The 22,484-nt window shown below is 55.7% G+C and carries 26 protein-coding genes, 1 tRNA gene and 1 riboswitch; of the genes, 16 read left to right on the top strand and 11 right to left on the bottom strand.

The genetic code is table 11. The features are described from left to right. The first annotated feature begins 144 nt into the window (after positions 1-144). Entirely contained in the window at positions 145-1,974 is a 1,830-nt protein-coding gene (locus ACFSO0_RS07445; RefSeq protein WP_376878498.1) for a peptidoglycan D,D-transpeptidase FtsI family protein, read from the top strand. Here the strand turns inward: ACFSO0_RS07445 and ACFSO0_RS07440 are convergent. Beyond that, positions 1,886-2,377 carry a Mov34/MPN/PAD-1 family protein gene (locus ACFSO0_RS07440; RefSeq protein WP_376878496.1) on the bottom strand — a complete coding sequence of 164 codons (492 nt, stop codon included), beginning with the start codon at positions 2,375-2,377 and terminating at the stop codon, positions 1,886-1,888. The genes ACFSO0_RS07445 and ACFSO0_RS07440 overlap by 89 nt on opposite strands. A gap of 169 nt (positions 2,378-2,546) precedes the next feature. Here ACFSO0_RS07440 and ACFSO0_RS07435 point away from each other — a divergent pair, with 169 nt between their 5' ends. The 8 genes from ACFSO0_RS07435 (at position 2,547) to ACFSO0_RS07400 (ending at position 8,035) form a co-directional block, all read left to right on the top strand. Next, positions 2,547-3,611: an HD-GYP domain-containing protein gene (locus tag ACFSO0_RS07435; protein WP_376878494.1), complete on the top strand. Its 1,065-nt coding sequence runs from the start codon at positions 2,547-2,549 to the stop codon at positions 3,609-3,611. A gap of 155 nt (positions 3,612-3,766) precedes the next feature. Then, positions 3,767-4,333, top strand: a complete 567-nt coding sequence (locus ACFSO0_RS07430) for a GNAT family N-acetyltransferase (RefSeq protein WP_376878492.1) — start codon at positions 3,767-3,769, stop codon at positions 4,331-4,333. Positions 4,334-4,504: 171 nt separating this feature from the next. Further along, positions 4,505-4,568: riboswitch (Fluoride riboswitch) on the top strand. A gap of 59 nt (positions 4,569-4,627) precedes the next feature. Then, positions 4,628-5,014 carry a fluoride efflux transporter FluC gene (locus ACFSO0_RS07425; protein ID WP_376878490.1) on the top strand — a complete coding sequence of 129 codons (387 nt, stop codon included), beginning with the start codon at positions 4,628-4,630 and terminating at the stop codon, positions 5,012-5,014. A 16-nt stretch (positions 5,015-5,030) separates the two neighbouring features. Beyond that, positions 5,031-5,390, top strand: a complete 360-nt coding sequence (crcB, locus tag ACFSO0_RS07420) for a fluoride efflux transporter CrcB (protein ID WP_376878488.1) — start codon at positions 5,031-5,033, stop codon at positions 5,388-5,390. 106 nt (positions 5,391-5,496) lie between these two features. Next, on the top strand, positions 5,497-6,207 hold the full coding sequence (sigK, locus tag ACFSO0_RS07415; RefSeq protein WP_376878486.1) for an RNA polymerase sporulation sigma factor SigK: 711 nt from the start codon (positions 5,497-5,499) through the stop codon (positions 6,205-6,207). A gap of 154 nt (positions 6,208-6,361) precedes the next feature. Further along, positions 6,362-6,790 (top strand): DMT family transporter, encoded by a 429-nt coding sequence (locus ACFSO0_RS07410; protein WP_376878899.1) that lies wholly within the window; start codon positions 6,362-6,364, stop codon positions 6,788-6,790. A gap of 44 nt (positions 6,791-6,834) precedes the next feature. Continuing rightward, entirely contained in the window at positions 6,835-7,533 is a 699-nt protein-coding gene (locus ACFSO0_RS07405; protein ID WP_376878484.1) for a Crp/Fnr family transcriptional regulator, read from the top strand. Positions 7,534-7,573: 40 nt separating this feature from the next. Beyond that, positions 7,574-8,035: a DMT family transporter gene (locus tag ACFSO0_RS07400; RefSeq protein WP_376878482.1), complete on the top strand. Its 462-nt coding sequence runs from the start codon at positions 7,574-7,576 to the stop codon at positions 8,033-8,035. A 60-nt stretch (positions 8,036-8,095) separates the two neighbouring features. Here the strand turns inward: ACFSO0_RS07400 and ACFSO0_RS07395 are convergent, their stop codons facing one another. After that, a complete protein-coding gene (locus ACFSO0_RS07395; RefSeq protein ID WP_376878480.1) occupies positions 8,096-8,767 on the bottom strand; it encodes an MBL fold metallo-hydrolase in 672 nt (223 codons plus the stop codon). A gap of 281 nt (positions 8,768-9,048) precedes the next feature. On the opposite strand from ACFSO0_RS07395, the gene ACFSO0_RS07390 reads away from it, so the two are divergent. Beyond that, complete coding sequence (locus tag ACFSO0_RS07390) at positions 9,049-9,549, top strand: CarD family transcriptional regulator (RefSeq protein ID WP_376878478.1); 501 nt, start codon at positions 9,049-9,051, stop codon at positions 9,547-9,549. 186 nt (positions 9,550-9,735) lie between these two features. Here the strand turns inward: ACFSO0_RS07390 and ACFSO0_RS07385 are convergent, their stop codons facing one another. Beyond that, on the bottom strand, positions 9,736-10,791 hold the full coding sequence (locus ACFSO0_RS07385; RefSeq protein ID WP_376878476.1) for a CapA family protein: 1,056 nt from the start codon (positions 10,789-10,791) through the stop codon (positions 9,736-9,738). 283 nt (positions 10,792-11,074) lie between these two features. Between ACFSO0_RS07385 and ACFSO0_RS07380 the strand changes: the two genes are divergently transcribed. Together ACFSO0_RS07380 and ACFSO0_RS07375 are read left to right on the top strand one after the other, a co-directional pair. Further along, positions 11,075-12,133: a UDP-N-acetylmuramoyl-tripeptide--D-alanyl-D-alanine ligase gene (locus ACFSO0_RS07380; protein WP_376878897.1), complete on the top strand. Its 1,059-nt coding sequence runs from the start codon at positions 11,075-11,077 to the stop codon at positions 12,131-12,133. 228 nt (positions 12,134-12,361) lie between these two features. Next, positions 12,362-13,354, top strand: coding sequence for a C40 family peptidase (locus tag ACFSO0_RS07375; protein ID WP_376878474.1), 993 nt, complete (start codon positions 12,362-12,364; stop codon positions 13,352-13,354). Positions 13,355-13,970: 616 nt separating this feature from the next. Here ACFSO0_RS07375 and ACFSO0_RS07370 read toward each other — a convergent pair. From ACFSO0_RS07370 to ACFSO0_RS07345, 6 genes are all read right to left on the bottom strand, one after another. Beyond that, a complete protein-coding gene (locus ACFSO0_RS07370; protein ID WP_376878472.1) occupies positions 13,971-14,750 on the bottom strand; it encodes a FixH family protein in 780 nt (259 codons plus the stop codon). A 2-nt stretch (positions 14,751-14,752) separates the two neighbouring features. Next, positions 14,753-15,364, bottom strand: coding sequence for an SCO family protein (locus tag ACFSO0_RS07365; protein ID WP_376878470.1), 612 nt, complete (start codon positions 15,362-15,364; stop codon positions 14,753-14,755). Positions 15,365-15,393: 29 nt separating this feature from the next. Then, entirely contained in the window at positions 15,394-16,263 is an 870-nt protein-coding gene (gene ctaG, locus ACFSO0_RS07360; RefSeq protein ID WP_376878895.1) for a cytochrome c oxidase assembly factor CtaG, read from the bottom strand. Positions 16,264-16,446: 183 nt separating this feature from the next. Next, the gene (locus ACFSO0_RS07355; RefSeq protein WP_376878468.1) at positions 16,447-16,917 is read right to left on the bottom strand and encodes a thioredoxin family protein; all 471 of its coding nucleotides are present in this window, start codon (positions 16,915-16,917) and stop codon (positions 16,447-16,449) included. A gap of 3 nt (positions 16,918-16,920) precedes the next feature. After that, entirely contained in the window at positions 16,921-17,349 is a 429-nt protein-coding gene (locus ACFSO0_RS07350; protein ID WP_376878466.1) for a disulfide oxidoreductase, read from the bottom strand. Positions 17,350-17,489: 140 nt separating this feature from the next. Beyond that, positions 17,490-18,302 (bottom strand): metallophosphoesterase family protein, encoded by an 813-nt coding sequence (locus ACFSO0_RS07345; protein ID WP_376878464.1) that lies wholly within the window; start codon positions 18,300-18,302, stop codon positions 17,490-17,492. A 107-nt stretch (positions 18,303-18,409) separates the two neighbouring features. Here ACFSO0_RS07345 and ACFSO0_RS07340 point away from each other — a divergent pair, with 107 nt between their 5' ends. The 4 genes from ACFSO0_RS07340 (at position 18,410) to ACFSO0_RS07325 (ending at position 21,136) form a co-directional block, all read left to right on the top strand. Beyond that, the gene (locus tag ACFSO0_RS07340; RefSeq protein ID WP_376878462.1) at positions 18,410-18,577 is read left to right on the top strand and encodes a hypothetical protein; all 168 of its coding nucleotides are present in this window, start codon (positions 18,410-18,412) and stop codon (positions 18,575-18,577) included. Between the two features lie 56 nt (positions 18,578-18,633). After that, positions 18,634-18,708 (top strand) — tRNA-Thr (locus tag ACFSO0_RS07335). A gap of 188 nt (positions 18,709-18,896) precedes the next feature. Further along, positions 18,897-20,801, top strand: a complete 1,905-nt coding sequence (locus ACFSO0_RS07330; protein WP_376878460.1) for an ABC-F family ATP-binding cassette domain-containing protein — start codon at positions 18,897-18,899, stop codon at positions 20,799-20,801. A 107-nt stretch (positions 20,802-20,908) separates the two neighbouring features. Then, the gene (locus tag ACFSO0_RS07325; protein WP_376878458.1) at positions 20,909-21,136 is read left to right on the top strand and encodes a hypothetical protein; all 228 of its coding nucleotides are present in this window, start codon (positions 20,909-20,911) and stop codon (positions 21,134-21,136) included. A gap of 149 nt (positions 21,137-21,285) precedes the next feature. Here ACFSO0_RS07325 and ACFSO0_RS07320 read toward each other — a convergent pair whose 3' ends face one another. Further along, positions 21,286-21,531: a hypothetical protein gene (locus tag ACFSO0_RS07320; RefSeq protein ID WP_376878456.1), complete on the bottom strand. Its 246-nt coding sequence runs from the start codon at positions 21,529-21,531 to the stop codon at positions 21,286-21,288. A 142-nt stretch (positions 21,532-21,673) separates the two neighbouring features. Continuing rightward, complete coding sequence (locus ACFSO0_RS07315) at positions 21,674-22,375, bottom strand: pirin family protein (protein WP_376878454.1); 702 nt, start codon at positions 22,373-22,375, stop codon at positions 21,674-21,676. Positions 22,376-22,484: the final 109 nt, after the last annotated feature.

Genomic DNA, 22,484 nt, shown 5'->3' with positions numbered 1-22,484 from the left:
TTTTCGTATTACCAGAAGCGTGCATGTACAAGTGCAACGGCGGTTTGGCCAAAAAAGCTGGTATCGCCAAGTTTTCTTGTGCGACTCGTTTCCCTCCCCGGCAAAAGGGCAATACTGGCTAAAAAAGCCAAGGGAGGGAAGACGATGCAGCTGGAGAAGCGGATGAAACGAAGGCAGTTTCTCGTATTAATGGGGATGACCTTCATCTGGATCGGATTGATCGCGCGGCTCTGGTGGATTCAGATCGCTGCGACGCACCGGTTCACAAAACGCAACATCGATCTGGTGAAGAGCGCGGTCAAACAGCGTCAGCAAAGCATCGTGCTGCATAGCGGGCGCGGAGATATACGAGACCGCAACGGCTACGCGTTCACGGGCGAGGAGCATCGCGCCCTGATCCTCTTTCCCTTGGCTCGCGGCAGCCTGGAGGGAACGAACGGACTTTCACGCCTGTCCGCTATCGTCGGCCAGCCTGTTCAGCGATTGGCGGAAGTGATGGAGAATGCGAAGGCTCCGCTGCTGCTAAGAAATGAGGAAGGGAAGCTCGTCGTGCTCTCGCAGCGACAGGCGGATGAAGTAAACGCGCTGGCGATCCCCGGCGTTGTCGCGCTGGCCGTCACGGAGCGGTATCGGCCGGATGAGGTCGCCAAACATGTCATCGGCTTCATCAATCAAAATCCGGCTCTGGTGCAGTCGCTCTACCCGGATGAATGGGCCAGCGGAAAAATGAATGCGGACAGCACGATCGGGGCGTCCGGGCTGGAGCGCAGCTTCGACCGGTTCCTGCAAGGCGTGGAGCCGTCTGTCCTGTCCTACTACGTGGACGGGCAAGGCAACCCGATGCGCGGGCTGGATATCCGCTACTCCAAGCAGGACAACGAATATTATCCGCTCTCGCTGACGACTACCCTCGACGTAGATATTCAGCGGCGAATGGAGAAAATCGCCGATGAGGCCGGTTTGCAGCAAGGAAGCATCGTCGTCCTCGACGCGCAAACAGCCGATGTCCGTGCGATTGTCAGCCGTCCCACCTACGATCAGACCAAGGTGAACCTTGCCACGGAAAACTGGAAAAACCGGGCAGTCAAGCAGCTGCCGCCCGGCTCGATTTTCAAAACCGTCGTAGCGGCTGCTGCGCTGGCGGAAGGCATCGTTTCTCCGACAGAACGTTTTACGTGTACGGGCGAGTACGGCAAGTACCATTTTTCCTGCTGGAAAAAGGACGGGCACGGCAGCGTGACGATCGAGGAAGCCTACTCCCAGTCATGCAATATTGCCTTTGCCCAGATTGCCAATCGGGTCGGGGGCGAAAAACTGGAGGAATACGCGAGACGGCTGGGCTTGTCCGAGCAGGTCGGGCATGTGACTGCGCATTTGTTCAAGCTCGACGGATTTCGGCAGATAGATGGCGAGCAGCGAGGCGCGATCTTCGCCCCTGGAGTATCCCGCCGCGACGAAGGAGTCCTCATACAAACGGCGATCGGTCAGCGGGATGTCCGGGTGACACCCTTGCAAGCGGCCAACATGGTTGTGGCGATTTTGCGCGGCGGCCAGCCGATGCAGGTTCGTCTGGTCGAGGAGATTGCGTACCGCAACGGCCAGGCTTTTCACCGCTTTCCCCTGCAGACGCTGCCTGCCGAAGGGATTGACTTCGTGACGGCCAGCAAGCTGCGCAAGATGATGCGAAAAGTCGTGACGGATGGCACCGGGCAAGCGTTGGCTGGCGCTTCGTGGGAAGTGGCGGGAAAGAGCGGGACTGCGCAGACCGGGGGGGAAAACCCGGCGCAGAACCATCTTTGGTTCATCGGCTACGCGCCGTATGAACAGCCGCAATTTGCGCTCTGTATCGTCTCAGAAAATCAGCCAAGCGGGGGGAGAAATCAAGCTATCGAGATGTTTCGCCGCGCGGTTGATGAACTTGCCGGTCAAACAGCTCAATCCTTGCGACCTCGCGCAGGGAATTCCCCAGAATGAAAGCGCGTGCCTGCACCTGGTTTTGCCTGCCCAGGCCGACGATCAGCATCAGTGGGGAAGGAGAAGTGTACATGGACTGCGACGCTTTTTCCCAGAACGTACGCTTGTCTCCCTTGCTCGGCGAGAGTCGCTTGATCGTATGGCTATGCCAGTCTCCAAGGTATTGCCACTTGCGGCTCTTGCTTAGCTTGCGTACAAGCTTGCGCAGGTGGGCGTCGTCAAAAAAGACCGAGTTGGGATTTTGGATAGCATTGGGCCCCGGCTCGCTCGCATAAGTGACGACCCAGCGATCGTCGCCCAATGGATAGCCCATCATCACCCCTCCTGTCTCGATTGTAGGATTCTTTCTCACGGCTTTTTCGATTTGCTTCCACGCTTTCGGAGTGATGTACAAAATCGTCATGAGACGGATGTCCCTCCTAGAAATCACCAATCGTACGCCTTTCATCATATGTAACTCGCGCGCTGAACGTCCCGAATGGGAAGAGAGTTCAAGCAGTTTGAAAAAAATAGATTGTAACGACCATCCTTACTTTCTATAATTTAGGAAAAAGGCTTGAAGGGTGGATCTTATGTCTTTGGCAACTGTTGATTATTCGCTTGTGGGAAGAGTACTTGCCAGCGATCTTTTTTCGGATAACGGAGTTTTGCTTCTTCCCGAAGAAACGCTGATTACGGCTGCTCACGTAGAACTGCTTCACAAGCAGCATGTCCATTTTGTAGAAGTGCGGGAGATTCGCTCGGAAGGGTCCGGCGAGCAGATCAAAGCGCAGCTCATGGAGCTGGAGGCAGATGTAGAAACGATCGCGGCCTATGTACAAGCGCTGGACGAGACCCGATTGCTGTTCGAGCAGGTCGGGAAGCATGAAGCTTCATGTCTGGATAAATTTTCGGAAGTTTTTGACAAGATTGCTGAACAGACCGTGAATCGGCTCGGCTTGTTCCGTTCCTTGTACGTTTTGGAAGGCACCGACAGTTATACCTATCGTCACTCGTTGAACGTAGGCATTCTCTGCTCGCTGATCGCCCGGATCATCAAGTGGGACGCAAAACAGATTGCCTTTATGGGCATGGCCGGTTTTTTGCATGATTTGGGCAAAATGAAGGTGCCCAAAGATATTTTGCTGAAACCGGACAAGCTGACTGACGCCGAATTTGAGGAAGTAAAGAAGCACACGATCTACGGTTATGAAATGATCAGGGAGATGGATGGCGGTACCGAGCTGCTGGCGCAATGCGCACTCCTCCATCATGAACGGCTGGATGGCAGCGGATATCCCCAGGGCCGCAAAGGAAATGAAATTCCTTTGGAATGCCAGGTGCTGGCAATCGCCGACATGTTCGATGCAGTCTGCTCGGACCGTGTCTACAAGGACAGAACTTCACCGTTTGAAGCCGCACAGGTGCTGTGGAAGGAGGCGTGCGATGGCAAGCTCAACATCGAGATCGTCTCGAAGTTCGTCCACTATATTGCCCAGCTGTACGTCGGAGCGCGCGCCCGCCTGAACAACGGGGATGAGGTCGAGGTCATTTTGATCCATCAGGATGAACCGATGCGGCCGCTGGTGCGGAAAAGCGGCGAATTCGTGGACCTTCGCCAAGTGCGACATTTGACCATCGAAAAAATGATCGGCTAAACCGGTCTCAAAAAGAGACTGTTCACAGGGGAGAGGTTTCATTCATTGCGCTGTCGGGAAGGGGTGTGGATGTGCCTCGACCCTTTCAGCGGAGTATGGCACAATGGAGTGAAGCACGCCGGGAGAAGCAGCGCCGACAGAAGGAGGGAAGCAGCATGATACGCGAGGCAACACCTGCGGATGCGGACTTCGCAGCGCCGCTGATCTACGAAGCGATTGGCGGCATTGCATATACATTGACTGGTACATCAGAGCCTGCTTGCGCCATCGCGGAAGTGCGCCGATTTTTTGCCCAGGCCGGGAACAGGCTCAGCTACGAAAATGCAGTCGTCGCAGTGGACGGGGACAAGCGGGTGGGGCTCGCTCTGTTTTACCATGGCAGCCAGACTGCGGTTTTGGACCGCCCTTTTGTCGAGCATGTCGAGAGGAAGACGGGCAAAGCGCCGCATATTGTAAAAGAGGCGAGGGACGACGAATTTTATTTGGACACTCTCGTCGTCAGCCGGGAATATCGGGGAAAAGGAATCGGCAAGGCTTTGCTGGAAGCCTTTGAACAGGAATGCAGACGACGCGGCTTTGGGAAAGCAGCTTTGCTGGTCGACGAGGAAAACGGGCGGGCACGCAAACTGTACGAGTCCATCGGCTATCGCGAGGACGGAAAGATCAAGGTGAGCGGGCATTGGTTCAGCCACATGGTCAAGCAAGCAGCCGTCAGCGTATAGACTGCCAGCAGGCACTGTTTCTGCCCATTGCGTATTGCTCTGAACCCCGGCTCATCGAGGCTGTCACTGGTACCAGCAGGTTCGGATGTGTATTTCTTTGGCGGAAAAAAACAACGCGACGGCAGGCCCCCATTGACCCGAGCGTGCAACTTTTTTACAATCAACCTATGAATGCGAACAGGAGATGGCGTTCGCCATGAACCGTCCGGGCGTGACGAATGACTCCTACCAGTGCCGCAGCGCTGCTGGTAGGAGTTTGTTTGCTTTTCGGGACTTGCGAGGGAGGAGCTTGGGATGAAAGATAGTGCGGCAGTAGCAATCGGCGGCTTCTTTGGCGCGTCTTTACGCTGCGCAATCGGGCTTGTCATACCGGCAGCAGACGGTTTTCCTCTGGGGACGCTGGTGATCAATTTGCTGGGGTCTTTGTTCCTGGCCTGGTTTTTTGCCGTGACCGCGGCGAGGTTCAAGGTTCCTCCGTACATCAGGCTGGGGATCGGGACCGGATTCACGGGCGCGTTTACGACCTTTTCCGCGTTTTCTGTGGAAACGCTGGGACTGATCGAGCAAGCGCGCTTCGGCCTGGCAGCCGGGTATGTCGCGGCGAGCGTGCTGGGAGGAATCGGGCTTGCGGCCATCGGCGCCCGATTGGCAGTGGAGAAACAACACAGCCGGAGCAAATGAAAGGAGAGGTTCACAGATGGTATGGCTGGCAGGGATCGGAGGCGTGTTCGGGGCGCTGGTGCGGTTTTGGCTGGGGAAGTGGATGGCGAAAGTTGCGCCGGACAACTTTCCGTACGGGACATGGACGATTAATGTGACCGGGTCCTTTTTGCTCGGCTTGCTGGCAGCCTGGCAGCGGCAACACATGCTGCCGGATTGGGCATGGCTCTTGCTGGGAACGGGCTTTCTCGGGGGTTACACGACGTTCTCCACGTTCTCCTTCGAGACCATTCAAATGCTGCAACGGCAGGAAGTGGGCAAGGCAGCGGCATATGTCACAGCCTCGGTGCTGGTAGCGTGTCTGTTTGCCTGGGCAGGGATGATCGTCGGGGAGTGACGGCGCCAAAGGCAGGGGGGCGCCGTCCTTTTTTCCGTACATGCACATATAGGCTACCGCCCACATAGCATAGGAGTAAGCTATCCCAGACGTGGAGGTGGCAGCCATGTCCAGCCTGATTGCGGCACTCTCGTTGGTTTTCAAAGAACTTCTGATGTTCGTGGCGTATGTCAAGAACAATGCCTTTCCGCAACCGCTCACTGACACGGAGGAAGAAAAGTATTTGCGTCTGATGGCAAAAGGCGACCCGTATGCCCGCAACAAGCTGATCGAGCACAACCTGCGGCTGGTCGCGCACATCGTCAAGAAATTTGAAAACACTGGTGAAGACAGCGAAGACCTGATCTCCATCGGGACGATCGGTTTGATCAAGGCGATCGAGAGCTACCAGGTGGAAAAAGGCACCAAGCTGGCGACGTACGCAGCGCGTTGTATTGAAAATGAAATCCTCATGCATCTTCGCAGCTTGAAAAAGACGAAGAAAGACGTTTCCTTGCACGATCCGATCGGGACGGACAAAGAAGGGAACGAAATTACCCTGATCGACGTCCTTGGCACGGAGACGGATGAAGTCGTGGATGCGGTGCAGCTCAAGCTGGAGTCCAACAAGATCTACCAGCATATCCACATCCTCGACGATCGGGAAAAAGAAGTGATCATCGGCAGATTCGGCCTCGATCAGGACAAAGAAAAGACGCAGCGGGAAATTGCCCGTGAACTGGGCATCTCGCGCTCGTATGTGTCGCGGATCGAGAAACGGGCGTTGATGAAGCTGTTTAACGAGTTTTACCGCACCAAACAGACGCAAGGGAGATAACGAACGGAACAGCTGGCCGGCGGGGTGCCTGTTACTTCAGGTGCCCTTTTTTGCGTGCATCCAGGATGCCGGGGACATATGTCCTTTCCTCGAACGAAATTCTATCTTTTACTAGAGAAAAAGAAAATTCGCGGGGGAAATGACAACCATGAGCGTGAAAGGATTTTTGTTTGCGCTGGCAGCCGGTGCCCTGCTCACCCTGCAAGGAGCAGCGAACGCCGCTATCAGCGCGAGCATCGGCACATGGCAAACGGCGACGATTACCCAGTTTACGGGATTTGCGGCGGCCTTTTTGGTGATGCTGCTCGTGCGGGATACAGACTGGCGGGGCTTGCGGAAAGTGAAGCGGCTGTATTTGACGGGCGGGTCTTTTGGAGCGATCATTGTTTTCAGCAATGTCACGGCGATTCAGCAGATCGGGGTGACACTGACAGTATCGGCTTTGCTGATTTCCCAACTGTGCCTGACTTTTCTGATCGACAGTAACGGCTGGTTCGGAGTGGTGCGGCAGCGGATGAGGCTCCCGCAGTTGCTCGGCATCGCTATGATGCTCGCGGGTATCGTGATTCTGAAGCTGTCGTGAAAGGCTCTGCCCGGGCAGCAGGAGACATGGAGGGAGTGGGAGTCATGAAAGAACATCACGATTTGGAGCAGGTGCGTCATTACTTGCGGGCTTTCCAGATGGACTCGGTCTTTTCCGGGCAAATCCAGTCGCACCTGTCCTTGTACAGCTTCGAGCAAGGGGAGAAGGTGTGCACGCAGGGGGAAGCTGCGACGCATCTGTACGTGCTGGTGAAGGGAAAGCTGAAAATCTATACGACATCGGCGGAGGGCAGGACACTGATCCTCTCGTTCAAGACGCCGCTTGAGCTGATCGGAGACATCGAATACGTGCGGGGAACCGATATTGTTAACACTGTGGAGGCGGTATCGCCGGTGCTCATGCTCGGCATTCAGCATCGCTGGCTGCGCAAATACGGGGAGGGGGACCCGCAACTGCTACAATTTTTGCTCGACCACATCACGAAAAAGTTTTACGCGAAGTCATCCTCCATGAGTTTCAATCTGCTGTATCCGGTCGAGGTGCGGCTGGCGAGCTACCTGTTGTCTGTCTCCTTCGACGATACCGATGCAAAGGTGAATGGACAGCTGCATGCGGCGGACATGGTGGATGTTGCGCATTTGATCGGCACCAGCTATCGCCATCTGAACAGGGTCTTGCGGCAGTTTGTTGCGGACGGACTGGTCGAGCGGCAGCAAGGGGCCATCGTGATCACAGACAGGGACGGCCTGCGGGCGCTGGCAGGGCAAAACGTGTACGAGTAAGAGGCAGGAGAATAAAGACGGAGACGAGGAGTGGGGATGTGTGGTTGCAGGAATGGTGCTGGCTTTGCTCGCAGGTTCGCTTGTGAGCCTGCAAAATATTTTCAACAGCCGGGTGAACGAACGGGTCGGGTCTTGGACGACTACCGCTTTGGTACTGGGTACGGGCGGTTTGGCGTCGCTCGTGCTGGGTCTGCTGCTGGAAGGAAACCAACTGTTCACGCTGTCTCACATGCAGCCGTGGTTCTGGTGCAGCGGCCTGCTTGGAGTAGGGGTGGTCACGTGTATCATGCAGGCGATTCGCCAGCTGGGGCCGACATATGCGGTTTCAATCGTGCTAACCTCCCAGCTCGGCTCAGCCTTACTGATGGATTCGCTCGGGTGGCTGGGGCTCAGCAGGATTCCTTTCACGTACCAGCACCTGCTCGGTGTGCTGGTCATCGCGGGTGGCGTTGTCGTCTTCAAAGCAGGGGGCGCACGCCAGAAGCAGGATGCGACAGCGTAAGAGCAAAAACAACCAGTCCGTACACGAAAAAGGGTGTAACGGCTGGTTGTTTGTTTTTTGTCAGGCGCGGGGTGTCGTTTCGACGATTTGCGCGAGACGCTCCTGGATCTGGTCTGTGCAGACTCCTCCGTGATAGGCGATGACCGTCGCGATGTCCAGCGAGAGCAGCTTGGCGATGGAGTCTACGGCGGTCGCTTTGTCTAGTGTAAACACGGGATTGAACGGCTGGAGCACACCGTTCTCGGCGGTGAGCGCATCTCCGGCGATCAGCGTTTTGCTGGGAAGATGGTACAGCGATAGATGGTCAGGTGTATGTCCGGGGGTATGGATCACCTGAATGCCGCCCCAAATGGGGAGGATTTCGCCGTCTTGCAGGACGCGGTCGACTTTTACCGGAGTGACGGTCGTCCCGCTTTTGAGCAGCGGAATTTCTCCCGCGATGTACGGCACAGCCGCTTCGTGAGCCAGGACCTGGATGCTTCCCTCGCGCGCGGCGACGATTTCAGGAAGACTGCCGATATGGTCGCGGTCCTGATGGGTGATGATAACCGTATGCAGCGTGTCGAAAGGTATGCCCTCCTGCTCCAGTACGCTTTGAATCAATGCCAGTTGTCCGCCAATTCCCGTATCGACGAGCACGGCTCCCGCTTCATCCCACAGCACTGCTGTATGGACGACGAATACCCCGCTGTCCATTTTCATCTCGAGTTTGATTGTTTTGATCCCTGACAAAAGTCCCCACTCCTCCTGTTGGTAAAGTTCAGACCATTACTTCCGCAAAACCTCCCGGAATCCTTTTCTTCCCTGCACTTTGCCAAGTGCTTGCAAGCGGCATTGCCAGCCGGAAAGAGCGTGGAAGCCTGCTATTTTTCCAGCCAGGGGAAAGAATGCTCGAACAGGAAATTTATACAATAAAATTTATTGACTATAAATATTTGTTTATGATAAAATTAATAATTTTATTTTCTGCATCGTGATATAATGGAGAGGATGGAAGCACAGGAGGTGGACTAATGTTTCAAGTTGGAGACAAGATTTTTTATCCAATGCACGGTGCAGGCATCATCGAGGCAATGGAGGAAAAAGAGTTCCTGGGGGAAAAGCATCTCTATTTTGTGCTGCACATGCTGTTGAAGGAGCTTGACATCATGGTTCCTGTTGAAAAAATGTCCGCTTTGGGAATTCGCAAGATTGTCGACGAACAGACGTTGGAACAGGCACTTGCGGTCTTCCGGAATGGGAAACCCGACCTGAGCGTAAATGGGACTCAACGCTGCAAGCTGAATACGGAAAAGCTGAAGAGCGGCGACATCATTGCAGGAGCCGAAGTCGTTCGCGATTTGCAGGCGCTCAGCAAGCACAAGGTGCTGGGGACGAGCGACAAAATCATGCTGGACAACGCGACGCTGAACCTGATCAGCGAGATCGAGCTTGTCCGCGGGCTGGATCGCGAAGAGGCGAAAGAGGTGCTCAGGCAGGCGAGTGCCAGGGAAATCGTCAAAGTGTCTCCGTGATGTTACCAGATTCATGTCTATGATAAGTGCGATGAAGGCTTGGCGCAGACAAGTTTTTTCATAAGGGCAGGGTGCGATTGTGCTGACAATCGTACTCTTTTTTTATCTCGACCGAATCGATTGGGAATGCTTTCTTCTAAATCCGGGCGAATTTTTCGCTTTGCCGTTACGAGATAGGGGAAGAAGTTATAGAAACCGCCTCCCCACAATCTGCACCACGCGCGCCCACAGCTGCTGCAGCCTGCGCCGGGAGCGCAGTGTCACATGCCGATCGGGTCTGCGCAAATACGCGCGCAGCAAAACGACGCGATAGCGTACGCGGCCTCCTGCGATATAGCGCTGCGAGTAAGTCGGGATTACCGAGATGCCGGTGATCGCAGTCTGCCCCTGCGCGCTTTTTTCCACGGAAAAGCGCAGGATCGCGCCGCATTGGGAATGGTCGTAGGAGAGCATGCGCTCTGAAGTGAAGTTCCCCAGCGAATAGGCTACCAGCGTGCGCCGTTTCCCGCCGGTTGCCGTGGCGATCAGCGGTGTGGTTACCGGCTGGAGGACGTGGGGATGGGCGCCGAGTATGACATCCGCACCCCGCTCCAGGAGGGCTTGCGCCAGACAGCGCTGCTTTTGCGTCGGAGTAAAGCGAAATTCTACGCCGAAGTGAAGGCAGACGATCAGCAGATCGACCTGTGGGCGCAGCCGGGAGATGTCCTGCTCCACGGCGGATTGCTGCAGCAGATTGACGAGCCACGGCTGATCGGCAGGTACCTGCTGCTTGTTCGTGCCGTACGTATAGGCCAGGATGCCGATGCGGATGCCGTTCACGTCGCGGATCAGGTGGCTGGAAGCTTCCTGCGGACTGCGGTACGTCCCCGTATGTGCGATCCCGTGCTGATCGAGCACGTCGAGCGTACGCAACAGACCCTGGGGGCCGCCGTCCAGACAGTGGTTGTTGACCGTCGTCAGAACGTCGAAGCCTGCTTGCCGCAAGTCGCGCGCCAACTCGTCGGGGCAGTTGAACCGGGGGTAGCCTGTGCGGGCAGAGCCGATTTGATAGGGCTGTGTCTTGCCGGAAAAAGTCGTCTCCAGATTGCCGATTGTCAAATCAGCGCCTTGCAGGATGGCAGCGACGGGCGCGAACATTTCCGCAAACGAATATTTTCCGGTGCCCGTTACGCAGGCGGATTCGATTTGCTCCCGCCACATGAGAATATCGCCTACTGCGGCGATGGTAGCTTTGCGCGTCATTTGGCTTCACCTCTTTCGTTTCTACTCTATTCGGGAAAGCGTCAGCTCGTTTTGGATGAAAGCGGAACGTTTTCATAGATGAAGGTCTAAACAGGCTGTCTCTCGCACTCATACACTATCCTTGACAACAGTGCGCGCAGAGTGGAGGGAGAATCATACCGTGAGAGGCACCGGAAAAGGCAAAGCCAGAGGAAGGGCGAAAGCGGCACCTGCGAAGACGCTCATTCTCCAGAAGCCTGTGATCGCAGTGACCGGCAGCGCCGGGAAAACGACGACGAAAGAAATGATCGCTGCCATCCTTGGCAGGCGGTGGAACATCTATAAATCGATGTACAACAAAAACTTCCTGGGCAACACACGCGCACACGCCAAAAAGATCAAAGACGAGCACAAAGCGGCCGTTCTCGAATTCGGGATGACGGGCAGCGGCCATATCAAAAAGCATTGCCAGATCATCCAGCCCTCGATGGGGGTCATCACGAACGTCGGTACGGCACATATCGGCAATTTCGGCGGAGAGGTGGACGGCATCGCGATGGCGAAGTCAGAGCTGATCCGCCACATGAAGCGGACAGGGACGGTTTTTCTCAACATGGACTGTCCGTATTCGCGCAAGCTGAAAGGGCAGCCGTACGCCGGCTCGTTCGCAGGGAAGTTCATTACGATCGGCATTGTCCAGGAGGCGGATTACCAGGGGCAAGACATTCAGGTCGACGAGCAGGGCATCCGTTTCACGTGCGATCTGCGGGGGAAGCGGGAGATGTTTTTCCTGCCCATGCTGGGCGTGCACAATGTGTACAATGCGTTGCTTGCCATTGCGGTCTGTGACGAGCTCGGTTTTTCCATTCAGACCATTCGCGAAGGGTTACAGTCGTTTCAGGCGCAGCGCAAAAGGCTGACTCGCTATCGTCTGGCTGACAACGTGCAAATCCTGGACGATACGTACAGCTCGAACCCGGACGCTGCCAAAGCGGCGATCGATGTGCTGTGCCAGGTCGCAAGCGGGACGAAAGTCGCGGTACTGGCCAGCATGCTGGAGATGGGAGACTACGAGGTAGTCGCGCACGAAGACGTCGGCCGCTACTTGAGCCAAAAAAATGTAGACTACTTGTACACGCTGGGAAGAAGCGCCCGCCATATTGCCCGCGGCGCCATCCGCTCGGGGTTTCCTGCGGATCGCGTCGTTCACTGCCAAACCAAGACAAGGCTGCACCGCCTGCTCGCCAAACGCATCGGCCCGGACACTTCTTTTCTCGTAAAAGGCTCCCACCGTCTGAGAATGGGCGAAACTGTCCTCTTTTTGTGCAAGGAAACGGCGAAAATCCGGCAGAGACGAAAGTAAAGCAGCTTTTGCAAGATGCGCTCGTCATGGAAGCGGACGAGCGCTTTTGACTATGTCTGACGGAATGGACAAGCCCGCATACGACCAGGCAGCAGCTAGGGCTTTGGTCATCAGTCTATGTATTCAATTCCTCTGTTGGGAAAATTTACAGCCTGTTAGGGCGTCCGTTCTTCCAGTAAACTGGTTCCGTACCCAATAGTTTGGGATAGACAGCCAGGAGGGGAAAGAATGACGAAACGAGATTGGTTGAGAAAGTCGAGTGTCGCCGTCATGCTGGGTGCTTCCCTGCTTATGTTTACGGAAGGTGGACATGCAGCAGCAGCTCAAACTTTAGATTCGCAAAATTCTGCAAAAGCAACGGAAGTCGCAGAGATCGCGAAGACATTGGTTGGAAAAAGTTACAAATATGGAGCATTGGGTCCGAATTCTTTTGGCTCGGCAGGTTTGGCAACGTACATATACAAGCAGGTAGGAATCAAAATCGACGACACGATTGCCAAGCTGTACAAAGCGGGCGAGAAAGTCGCTGTCAACGACGTGCAGGAAGGCGATTTGCTGTTCTTCTCCTCCACAGGAAAAGGTTCGCCGAGCTTCATGGGGATTTACGTCGGAAACGGTCAATACGTTTACTCGTCAGAAGGTCAGAAAGCCGTCGTCCTCAAAAATCTGGCCGACTATACGAAAAAGCTGCTCGGGGCGCGGCGCGTGCTTCCGGCAGATTCGGGCACGACAACGCCTGATTCGGGTCAAACAACACCTGACCCGGGTACGCCATCTGCCAGCATCGGCGACAAGGTCATCGAAGCTGGCTTGAAATACCTGGGGACGCCGTACGAGTACAGCTCGACCCGCGCGAACAAGAAGACGATGGATTGCTCGGAATTTACGATGTGGGCTTATCTGGATGGAGCGGGCATCGACATGGGCAAGGGAGGCGCCAAATCCCAGGCCAATTACGTCAAGAGCCACGGCTCCTATACGACGGACATCAACAAGCTGAAGAAAGGCGACCTCGTCTTTTTCATGAGCTATAAAGGCTATAAAAAGTCCGATTACAAAAACATCGACGTCGCGAAGCAGAGCATCACCCACGTGGGCATCTACATGGGAGACGACAAGCTGCTGCAAACTTTCTCCAAAGAGTCCGGCGGCGTCAAGATCACGGATTTCAAAGGAACGCATTGGGAGTACCGCTTCATCATGGGCGGACGACCGTACTAGGCAGGGCGGCTTTCCCTTGTCAGAAAACGAATGATGCAGGCGGGATTGGGGCGGCGTGAAGACGTTGCCCTTTTTCCGTGGACAGGGGAGAACAGGCATGACATGTCAGCGGAGCAGACAGGAGCGGAAAAATAGGTAAATGACAGGCGGCAAACGCACATGCCATAGCCGCATTCGCTGCATTTCCTATAGGGAGACTTGTAGGAGGTGAAACGTCATGTCACATCGCTTTCCGCCCATGCCGCCTGGAGGGGGATTTCCGCCGCCACCCGGAGGCTTTCCTCCTCCGCCGCCAGGACCGCCGCCTGGCAGGACGCCGAGTTCCCCAGGTTCGAGCGGTTACGGAGGTACGCGCCGGATTGACGCAGGCAGTTTCTATCCTTGTTTGTACCGCTATGCCTACTTGTGGATGAGAAATGGAAATTCTTTCTGGTTTTATCCCGTATACATCAGCCGCACGTCCGTATCGGGGTATCGCTGGAGACGCAATCGCTGGGAATATTACGGTACGGATCTTGACCGGATCGCCTATTTTACGTGCTGAGCAAACAATGGCGCAGCTCCATTCAGAAACGGAGCTGCGCCTTGTGCTGCTCGCATGAAGCGATTGAAGTGATTACTTGGGCTGTACGGCGAGTGGAAAGCTCTTGTGGTCGTGGATTTCCCCCTTCTCCACGTGGACTTTCACTGTGTAGCTGCCAGCAGCAGGGAGGTTCGCCTCCGCGCTGTACTGACCGGGCTGCTCTTCCCGTGCCTCGACAAACGTATGCTCTGCCGCGCTACCCTGCCAAATTTCAAAGCGGACTGCCGCTTTGGTGAAACTGGCATTGTCTTTCATCAGGTGAACCATGAGGGGAGTCGGCTGGCCTGCCAGGACCGGGGTTGGCGGCATGAAGTGAAAATCGACGCCGCTCGCGTGCGCGTGCTCCGCAGCCTCATGCTCATGCTCCGCCGTCGCTTCGCCCGGGTGCTGCGCGTGGGCAGGGGAGGCAGACGAAGCGGATTGCCCGCCGACGGTAAAGGCTACCTTTTGCATGTTGTGAAAATCGCGTGCGGTTACGTGGTAATAAACGAAATAAGAGCCGGCTTCGTCAATCGTTTGCCGGGCGGTGTACACGCCATCCTTCTGCAGCGATGCGGGAATCGTCACATGCTGCTCCTGCCCGTCCTTCCACCATTCAAATTTGACTTCCTTGGCATCGTTGACAGGCTCGCCATTTTGCGTCACCTTGACCGAAAACGTAATGGGCTTGCCTGCCGCAGGTTCCTTCGGCAAAATGGCGAAGTCGGCCGCGACCGGATCGGCAGAAGGCAGCGCAGCTTCTTGATGATTGTGTCCGCAGGCGGCTGTCATTGCCGCGAGCAGGACGAGCAGGGAAAACAAATACCGTTTCATAGCTACAATCCTTCCTTGTTCATGGTCACCAGTTCCTGATAGACCTGGTCGATATCAAAATCGTCGCCCATCCCGAATTTGCGGACGACTTCGTTGTTGGCGCCGACGACATACGTGCTGGCTGTATGGGAGATAAAGCCGTCCGCCGTCTTTCTCGCGATGAACCCGAGCGAGCGGGTGACGGTCTGGATGGACTGCTCGTCCCCGCGCAGGATCGTCCACCCTTGCGAATCGATGCCCAGCTGCCTGGCGTACTTTCGCAAGACGTCCGGCGTATCGTTATGCGGGTCGATCGTGACGGTCAAAAATTCGACACGGCTTCCCATCAGATTCGCTTCTTTTAGCCGCTTTTGCAGCTGGACCAGCTTTGCTGTCGTCGTCGGGCAAACGTCCGGGCAGCGGGTGTAGATCAGCTCCACGAGGCGGATCTGGCCAGGCTTCGGGGCGAGTGAATACGCTTTTCCGTCGATTGTCTCCAGCGTAAGGCCTGGCAGCGCGGCGATTTGCGTGCCGCCCCGAAACCAGGACGCGACCAGTGCAGCGAGCACGAGGGCAGGGAGTAACAACAGCAGCCGCCTGAGCCATAAGGCTGACGCTGCAGACGCTTCAGGCATGTCCGGTAGTGCCCCTTTCGTTTCGTGAGTTAATGGGGAAGCAGCTGATCGTCCGGCTGGTCCTTTTCCTTGCGGTACCAGCGGGCGAAGATGTAGGCGAGCACGGACCCGTATGTTACCTCCTGCATCAGCTTCATGATTATACCCCCCAGTCGCTGATCGTCAAGAGCCTGCAGCGGGACAGCCAGCATTGATTTGTCGACGGGAGCGGAAAAGAAGGGCGTACAGAGCATTGTCGGCCCGTTCACATACGTCCCGTACAGCGGTGCGCCAGCGAAAATAATCAAGGCACAGGCAGGGGTAATCAGCACGCCGCTTGCGAAAATGTAGGCGAGCTTTTGCAGCTCGGTCAGGCGATGGAGCTGCGGCAGCGGTGCAATGACCGGCGTCCACATGAGCAGCGCAGTCAAAAGCAAGGGCAGGTGGATCAGGTTGTGCATCGCCAGGTTGTTCATTGCCATGTCGAGGATGACGGGCATATGGTAAAAGGAAAACAGGGCATTGAACATCAGGACGGCCGTGATCGGATGGGTGGTCAGCCGCAGCAGCGTCCGCGCCCACTTTCGTTCCGGCAAAGAGGCGAACAGCCAACTGGGCGTTCCGGCCAATAGCAGCAAGGGCATCACCAGGTAGAGCAAAGATTGCTGCAGCATGTGCGCGCTGAACAGAAAATGCCCGGCGACGTTGAGCGGGCTGCCCATGCCGAAGTAAAAAAGCAGCAGGCCGATGCAAAACAAGGCTTTTTGCCGCAAGGACACGGGAGTCGCTTGAGCAAACGTATGCCGCAGCGGGCCGATGAGCGCGAAGTAAGCAATCCCGATCGATGCGGTGAGAACCATCAGCTCCGGGTTCCACGTCGCCCGAAAGCCGAAGGTCGCTGTCAAGTAGGTGAGCATCAAGTTCCAACCTCCGAACATATCCCAGGATCTTCCCCATCCATCATTATAGGCAAATAACCGAAAAAGCCTCATGACTCGTTCGGGCTATTTCTTCCAGAGATCGCCAGCACGTTCACATAAATGTCACCAGGCAAACAAAAAGAACAGCCCCCCGTTGCGATTTCGGGAGGCTTGCTGCAACCACTATAATTTTTGCTGCTCTTCCAGCCATTGTCTCCATTCGTTCGCCTCGTGGCCGCCGACCAGGCGCGCGACTTCCTTGCCGCCCTTGTAGTGGACGAGGGTCGGCGTGTACTCGATCTGGAAGTCATCCCAGCTGGAGGCGAATTCGAGCAGGTTGTGCTTTTTCATGTCGATCTTCATTTCCCGCACGATCGGCACGAGGACGGGCGTCGTAGCCTGGCAGTGCTCGCAGACCGGGCTGTAGTAGTAGACATACAGGTCTTCCTTGTTGTTCAGGCGCTGTTTCAGCTCGTCGGGCATGATCAGGTTGTCGTACAGCGGGTCGTTTAGCTGAGCGAGCGTCGCCGGATTGAGATTGGCCTTGCCGTAAGGGTTGCCGGCCGCTTGCTGGCGGTTGGAGATGTCGGAGTAGACGATTGCCCCGATCAGCACCGCTGCTACGAGGATGGACAGAAAGATGATCTTTTTCATGAATTACCTCTCCTTTCCGTTTTTCAGAATGAACACTTGCAGCGCGATGATCAGGATAAAAGCGACCAGCGCGAGAAAAGGGATCGTGATAAAGCCAAACCAGTTGATGTAGTCCGTATTGCAGGGGACGATGCCGCAAGCATTGCCCAGCTCGTGCAAGGCCGGGACTTTCTGGATCAAGTAATGATAGAGGGAGATCAGGCCGCCGATCGACGAGAGGATCAGGGCATACAGCGATATGCGGTAATCTTTTCTCGCGGAAGCGACTCCCAGCAGGATGACGAGCGGGTACATGAGGATTCGCTGGTACCAGCACAGATTGCACGGTATGTAATTGAGCAATTCAGAAAAAAAGAGACTGCCAGCCGTGGCGATCAAGGCGACTCCCCAGGAAGCAAACATGGCTTGTTCCAAGGCTTGTTGACGCTTCATATAAACACCTCGTCCTCATAGTAGCATATTGTGCCGTCGTTGTAGATTGCAATTGCAGGAAGAGCCAAGGGGCTTGTCCAAGGAGGAAATGCCCGATTCCACTACCCATTGTAGTGTAAAAACGGACAAGAAACAATACGTCATTTGGGCAAACTGCTGCCCTGCCCGTTGACCTGTATGATGGGATCAGGCTGAATGGCCTGCACGGGGACGAAAATCGACTGCAAAGAAGGCCATTCCACGAGCAGCACCCCCCGGCGGTAGGCAGCGCCGCCGTCGATTCCGATGAGATTGTCACGCCGCCACGGTCCGTTGCCGCGGTAGCCGGGAAGCTTGGGAACAGGCGTGTGCCCGAAAACGATGGGCATTTCTCCGGTGTAATGGTTGTAAAAAGGCTCCCGAATCCACAGCAGGTCTTCCGGGTTTTGCCGGGACAGCGGTATGCCGGGCCGGATGCCGGCGTGAACGAGCAGGACAGCCGGAGCGCCGGTACGTGGGTCTGCGGGCAGCTCGATGTAGAGGGGAAGCGCTTTTAAGGCGGGCAGCAGGAACGGGTACTCTGCGAGGATAATCCGCCTTGCTTCGTCCTGGACCTGGGGAGAGGGGAGACCCCCGTTCACGAAAGCGCGGCGCAAAGGGTGGCTGCCGAGAAAGGAGCGAACCGTGGCGTCTCCGCCGTTGAAACGCAAGTAATTTTCAGCGTCGCCTCTGCCGCTGAGCCAGTCTTCAAACATTTGCTCGTGGTTTCCTTTGATGAGAAAAACCTGCTCGGGATACTGGTGTTGCAGATTCAGGATGTACAGCAGGACGTCCTTTGACTGCGAGCCGCGATCGATCGTGTCCCCGATCACATACAGCTTGTCGCCTTGCGCGGGCGAAAAGGAAGCGTCCTGCAGCGCTTTTTGAAAGGCCTGATACTGGCCGTGAATATCGGATACGAAATAAGTGGTCATGGACAAGCCAACCTCCTGCGTGTGCAAAATGCGCCGCTTTCTACTACAATATGGAGGAACAGGATAACGGGTGAAAGCAGGGAGATCGCACGGATCGGCTGGAAGTTTTGGCAGAGTGGGTCGCAAAAGCAAAGGCGTGTGTGGTGTTTACAGGGGCAAGGCTCGTCATCGTCAACCGCGATCCTACCTGGCTGGACGATTGCGCTGATCTGGTGATTTCTGGTCAGCTGATTGGCACCGTCTTGCAGCAGGCAAAAAAAATCATGAATCTGTGAAATTTCCTCTTGTTTTTTTGCGTAGAGTATACTAATATAATTCCTGTAAGCAACGTGCTAGCGTAGCACAGGGGTAGTGCAGCTGATTCGTAATCAGCAGGTCGGGGGTTCAAATCCCTTCGCTAGCACCATCTCATACATAGTAAACCAGGGAGAGCTCTCCCTGGTTTTTTGTTCTTCTCATTTGCTTGCGCTGATTTTCCCTTGTCCTCCCTAGAGCTTCCTGCAAAAACATGGTACGATCGGATGTAGCATTCCCATGCAGCTTGCTGGCAACCAATGCAAGGCCGGAATCAATCGAAAAGTTCAGGTGACGACGATGCAAATCTTATCTGTTGAAAATCTCTCCAAAAGCTATGGGGAAAAAGTATTATTCGAGAACATCTCTTTTCATATCGCCGAGCAGCAGCGGATCGGTCTGATCGGCGTAAACGGCACCGGGAAGTCTTCGCTGTTGAAAATCATCGCGGGGCTCGACACCGCCGACAGCGGGAGGATTGTGCACGCCAACCGCTTCCATGTGGAATATTTGCCGCAAAACCCGAGCTTCGAGGAAGAGTCCTCCGTACTGGATCAGGTCTTTTACGGCGATTCTCCCTTGATTCAGCTCTTGCGCGAGTACGAAAGGGCACTGGCCGACCTGCAGACCGCTCCGGAAGACGAGAAAAAGCAGGCCCGCGTCTTTGCCTTGCAGAGCAAAATGGATGCAGCCGACGCGTGGGAGAGCAGCACGCAGGCTAAGATGATCTTGACGCAGCTTGGCTTGCACGACTTTTCCCAAAAAGTGAGCGAACTGTCCGGGGGCCAGAGAAAGCGGGTGGCGATGGCGCGTGCCCTGATCCAGCCGGCGGATTTGCTCATTCTCGACGAGCCGACCAACCATATCGACAACGAGACGGTGGAGTGGCTGGAGGAATACTTGTCCCGCTACCAAGGCGCTTTGCTGCTCGTGACGCACGACCGGTATTTCCTGGACCGCGTGACCAACCGGACGTTCGAGCTGGACGGCGGCAAGCTCTACAGCTACGAGGGCAACTACGCGACATTTCTGGAGAAAAAGGCGGAGCGGGAAGAAAACGAAGCGGCGGCCGAGAGCAAACGGCAAAATCTGCTGCGGCGGGAACTGGCGTGGCTGCGCCGCGGGGCAAAAGCACGCACGACCAAGCAAAAGGCGCGCGTCCAACGGGTCGAAGAGCTCCGCGACCGCGTCGTCGAAGGGCCTGCCGCCAAGCTGGATATGGCACTGGGTGCAAGCCGGCTTGGCAAAAAGGTCATCGAGGTGGAGCACATCAGCAAAGCCTACGGCGACCGCCAGCTGATCCGGGACTTCAGCTACATCGTCCTGCCAGGTGACCGCGTCGGGATCATCGGCCCGAACGGCAGCGGCAAATCGACGCTGCTCAACATGCTGGCAGGACGAATCCAGCCCGACACGGGTAAGATCGAGGTAGGACAGACTGTCAAGATCGCCTACTACACGCAAAACAACGTGGAAATGAACGAGAAGCTGCGGGTGATCGATTATATTAAAGAAGCGGCGGAAGTCATTCATACGAGCGACGGAGAGACGATTACGGCATCGCAAATGCTGGAACGCTTCCTCTTTTCACCGTCGATGCAGTACACGCCGATCTCGCGGCTGTCCGGCGGGGAGCGGCGCCGATTGTACTTGCTCCGCACACTGATGGGCGAGCCGAACGTCCTGTTCCTGGACGAGCCGACGAACGACCTCGACATTCAGACCCTCAGCATCCTGGAAGATTACCTGGAAAATTTTCCCGGCGCCGTCATAACCGTCTCTCACGACCGCTACTTCCTGGACCGGACCGTTGACCACCTGTTTGCCTTTGAAGGGCAGGGCGTCATTCGTCCGTTTACCGGCAATTACTCGGAGTATTTGGAGGAGCAGCGTGCCAGCAAAGCGGCGGCCGCAGCAGCGCCGCAGGAAAAAAGCGCGGGCAGCCAGGCGAATCGCGGCAACAACCGGACGAAGAAGCTGTCCTACAAGGATCAAAAGGAATGGGACGAAATCGAAGGCAAGATCGCGGCGCTGGAGGAACGCAGCGCCAGGCTGAAAGAAGAAATTGCGGCTTTTGGCAGCGACTACGGGAAAGTCGAAAAGCTGTACGCAGAAGAACAGCAGGTGGCAGCCGAACTGGAAGCGGCCATCGAGCGGTGGGCTGAGCTGTCTGCCATGATCGAGGAGCTGGAGCAAGGGAAATAGCGAGCGACAGTGCCAATCTCTGTGTGCGCAGCCAGTAATTGTGGCTGTGAATTGACGGTGGGCTTCGGTAGACTGGAATAGATTATTTAGTAGAGGAGTCGCTGTCGTTGCCTGCCTACAAATTGGACCCGGAATGGGTAATGTCTTATTTAGCCGAGCAAGAAGAAAAGCTCGAAGCGGAGCTTCCGCCCGAACGAAAAGATGAAGTGATGAACAAGATAAGGGAACTGACTTTGTCGATCATGTACAAGCAAGCCAGAAGGTTTTTGGTGTATTTGGAGCCAAGCGAGCCGCCGAAAGAAGCGGCGGCTGGCAAAAATACAAGGCTCATGTAAAGGAGGCCCGCCTCGGGAGAAAAGAGGCGGGCCGTTGTTTTTGCTGTCGGCTAAAGGACTGGAGAACGCGGCTCAGGAATTCACCGCCTGTCGTGAGCGGGGAGAACACGTCGGGTTATTTCCTGCGGGATTGCTCCTGCCGGTGCCGCCTAGCGCGAACCGAAGTCGTACGAATACTTGTCGGGATAGCGCAGGCCGTCCCGGTAAAACAAGGTCCGAACCCAAGCGTACATCCGCAACGGAATCGAAGGAAAGACGATGGCCAGTTGGCCTTTTTCCAGGATGGGCAAATCCAGGGGGGATTGTATTTCGTACGGGACGCCTTCTTGGTCGAGCAACGCTTTGTATTTGTGAGCCTCACTCCAGCTGACCGGGTAATAAAACGACTTTTCCATTTCATCCAACACCTTTCCGCGATACACTACTATTTATTGTATGCGGGAGATTTGAGATAAAAAAAGAAAACGCAGCCCGTTGGATGAAAAATAGGCTGCGTGACTATCAGAAAAGTTCATGCTGCAAAGCGGGCAAAGAGGGTCAGGGCAGGTCGATCAGCATGAAGTGCGTGTCGGCTGCCGCTTCGATGTCGAGGATTCCAGTCTCGGTGATGCGCGCGGCCTCCCGCGTCTCGAGCGCGGCGTCGCCGTTGAGCCGCAAAGACCCTTGCATGACGAAAAGATAGATGCGCCTCCCCGCTTCCTGTTCAAAGCGAATCGTCTTGCCGCTCTCCAGGCGAGAGAGGTACAAAGTCAGGTCTTGATGGATTTTGGCGATCTGCTCGCCGCCTTCAGCAGAGACGACCGGCAGCAGCTGGTTCGCCAGCTTCGCCTGGTCGTACGTCTTCTGCTCGTAGGATGGCGCAAGTCCGTACTGGGCAGGCTCGAACCAGAGCTGCAAAAACTTCACTTCTTCTGTCGCGGATGGGTTCATCTCCGAATGAACGATGCCTGTGCCTGCACTCATCCGCTGTACTTCCCCCGGTCGAATGACCTCCTGGTTGCCGGTGCTGTCGCGATGGGCGAGTTGCCCTTGCAGGACGATCGAGATGATTTCCATCTCCCGGTGCGGATGGGCGCCGAAACCGGTCTGCGGAGCTACGCAGTCGTCATTGAATACGCGCAGCGGGCCGAAGCCCATGTTGTCGGGATCGTAATAATCGGCAAAGGAGAAGCTGAAGCTGCTTTTCAGCCAGCCGTGGTCCGCTGTGTAACGGGATGCGGCCGGATAGACGTGTATCATGGCAGGACCTCCTGGAGAGTCTGCGAGCGGCACTTGGCTCGCATTTTTTCACTTACTTTTGGGAGGATGATAACATAAAAACAGGGAAGAAAATACGGAATGATTTTCT

The sequence above is a fragment of the Brevibacillus sp. GCM10020057 genome (assembly GCF_042683565.1).
Lineage (GTDB): Bacteria > Bacillota > Bacilli > Brevibacillales > Brevibacillaceae > Brevibacillus.
Note: the sequence above shows the minus strand (reverse complement) of the source record. Positions and strands in the feature narration are given on the sequence as shown.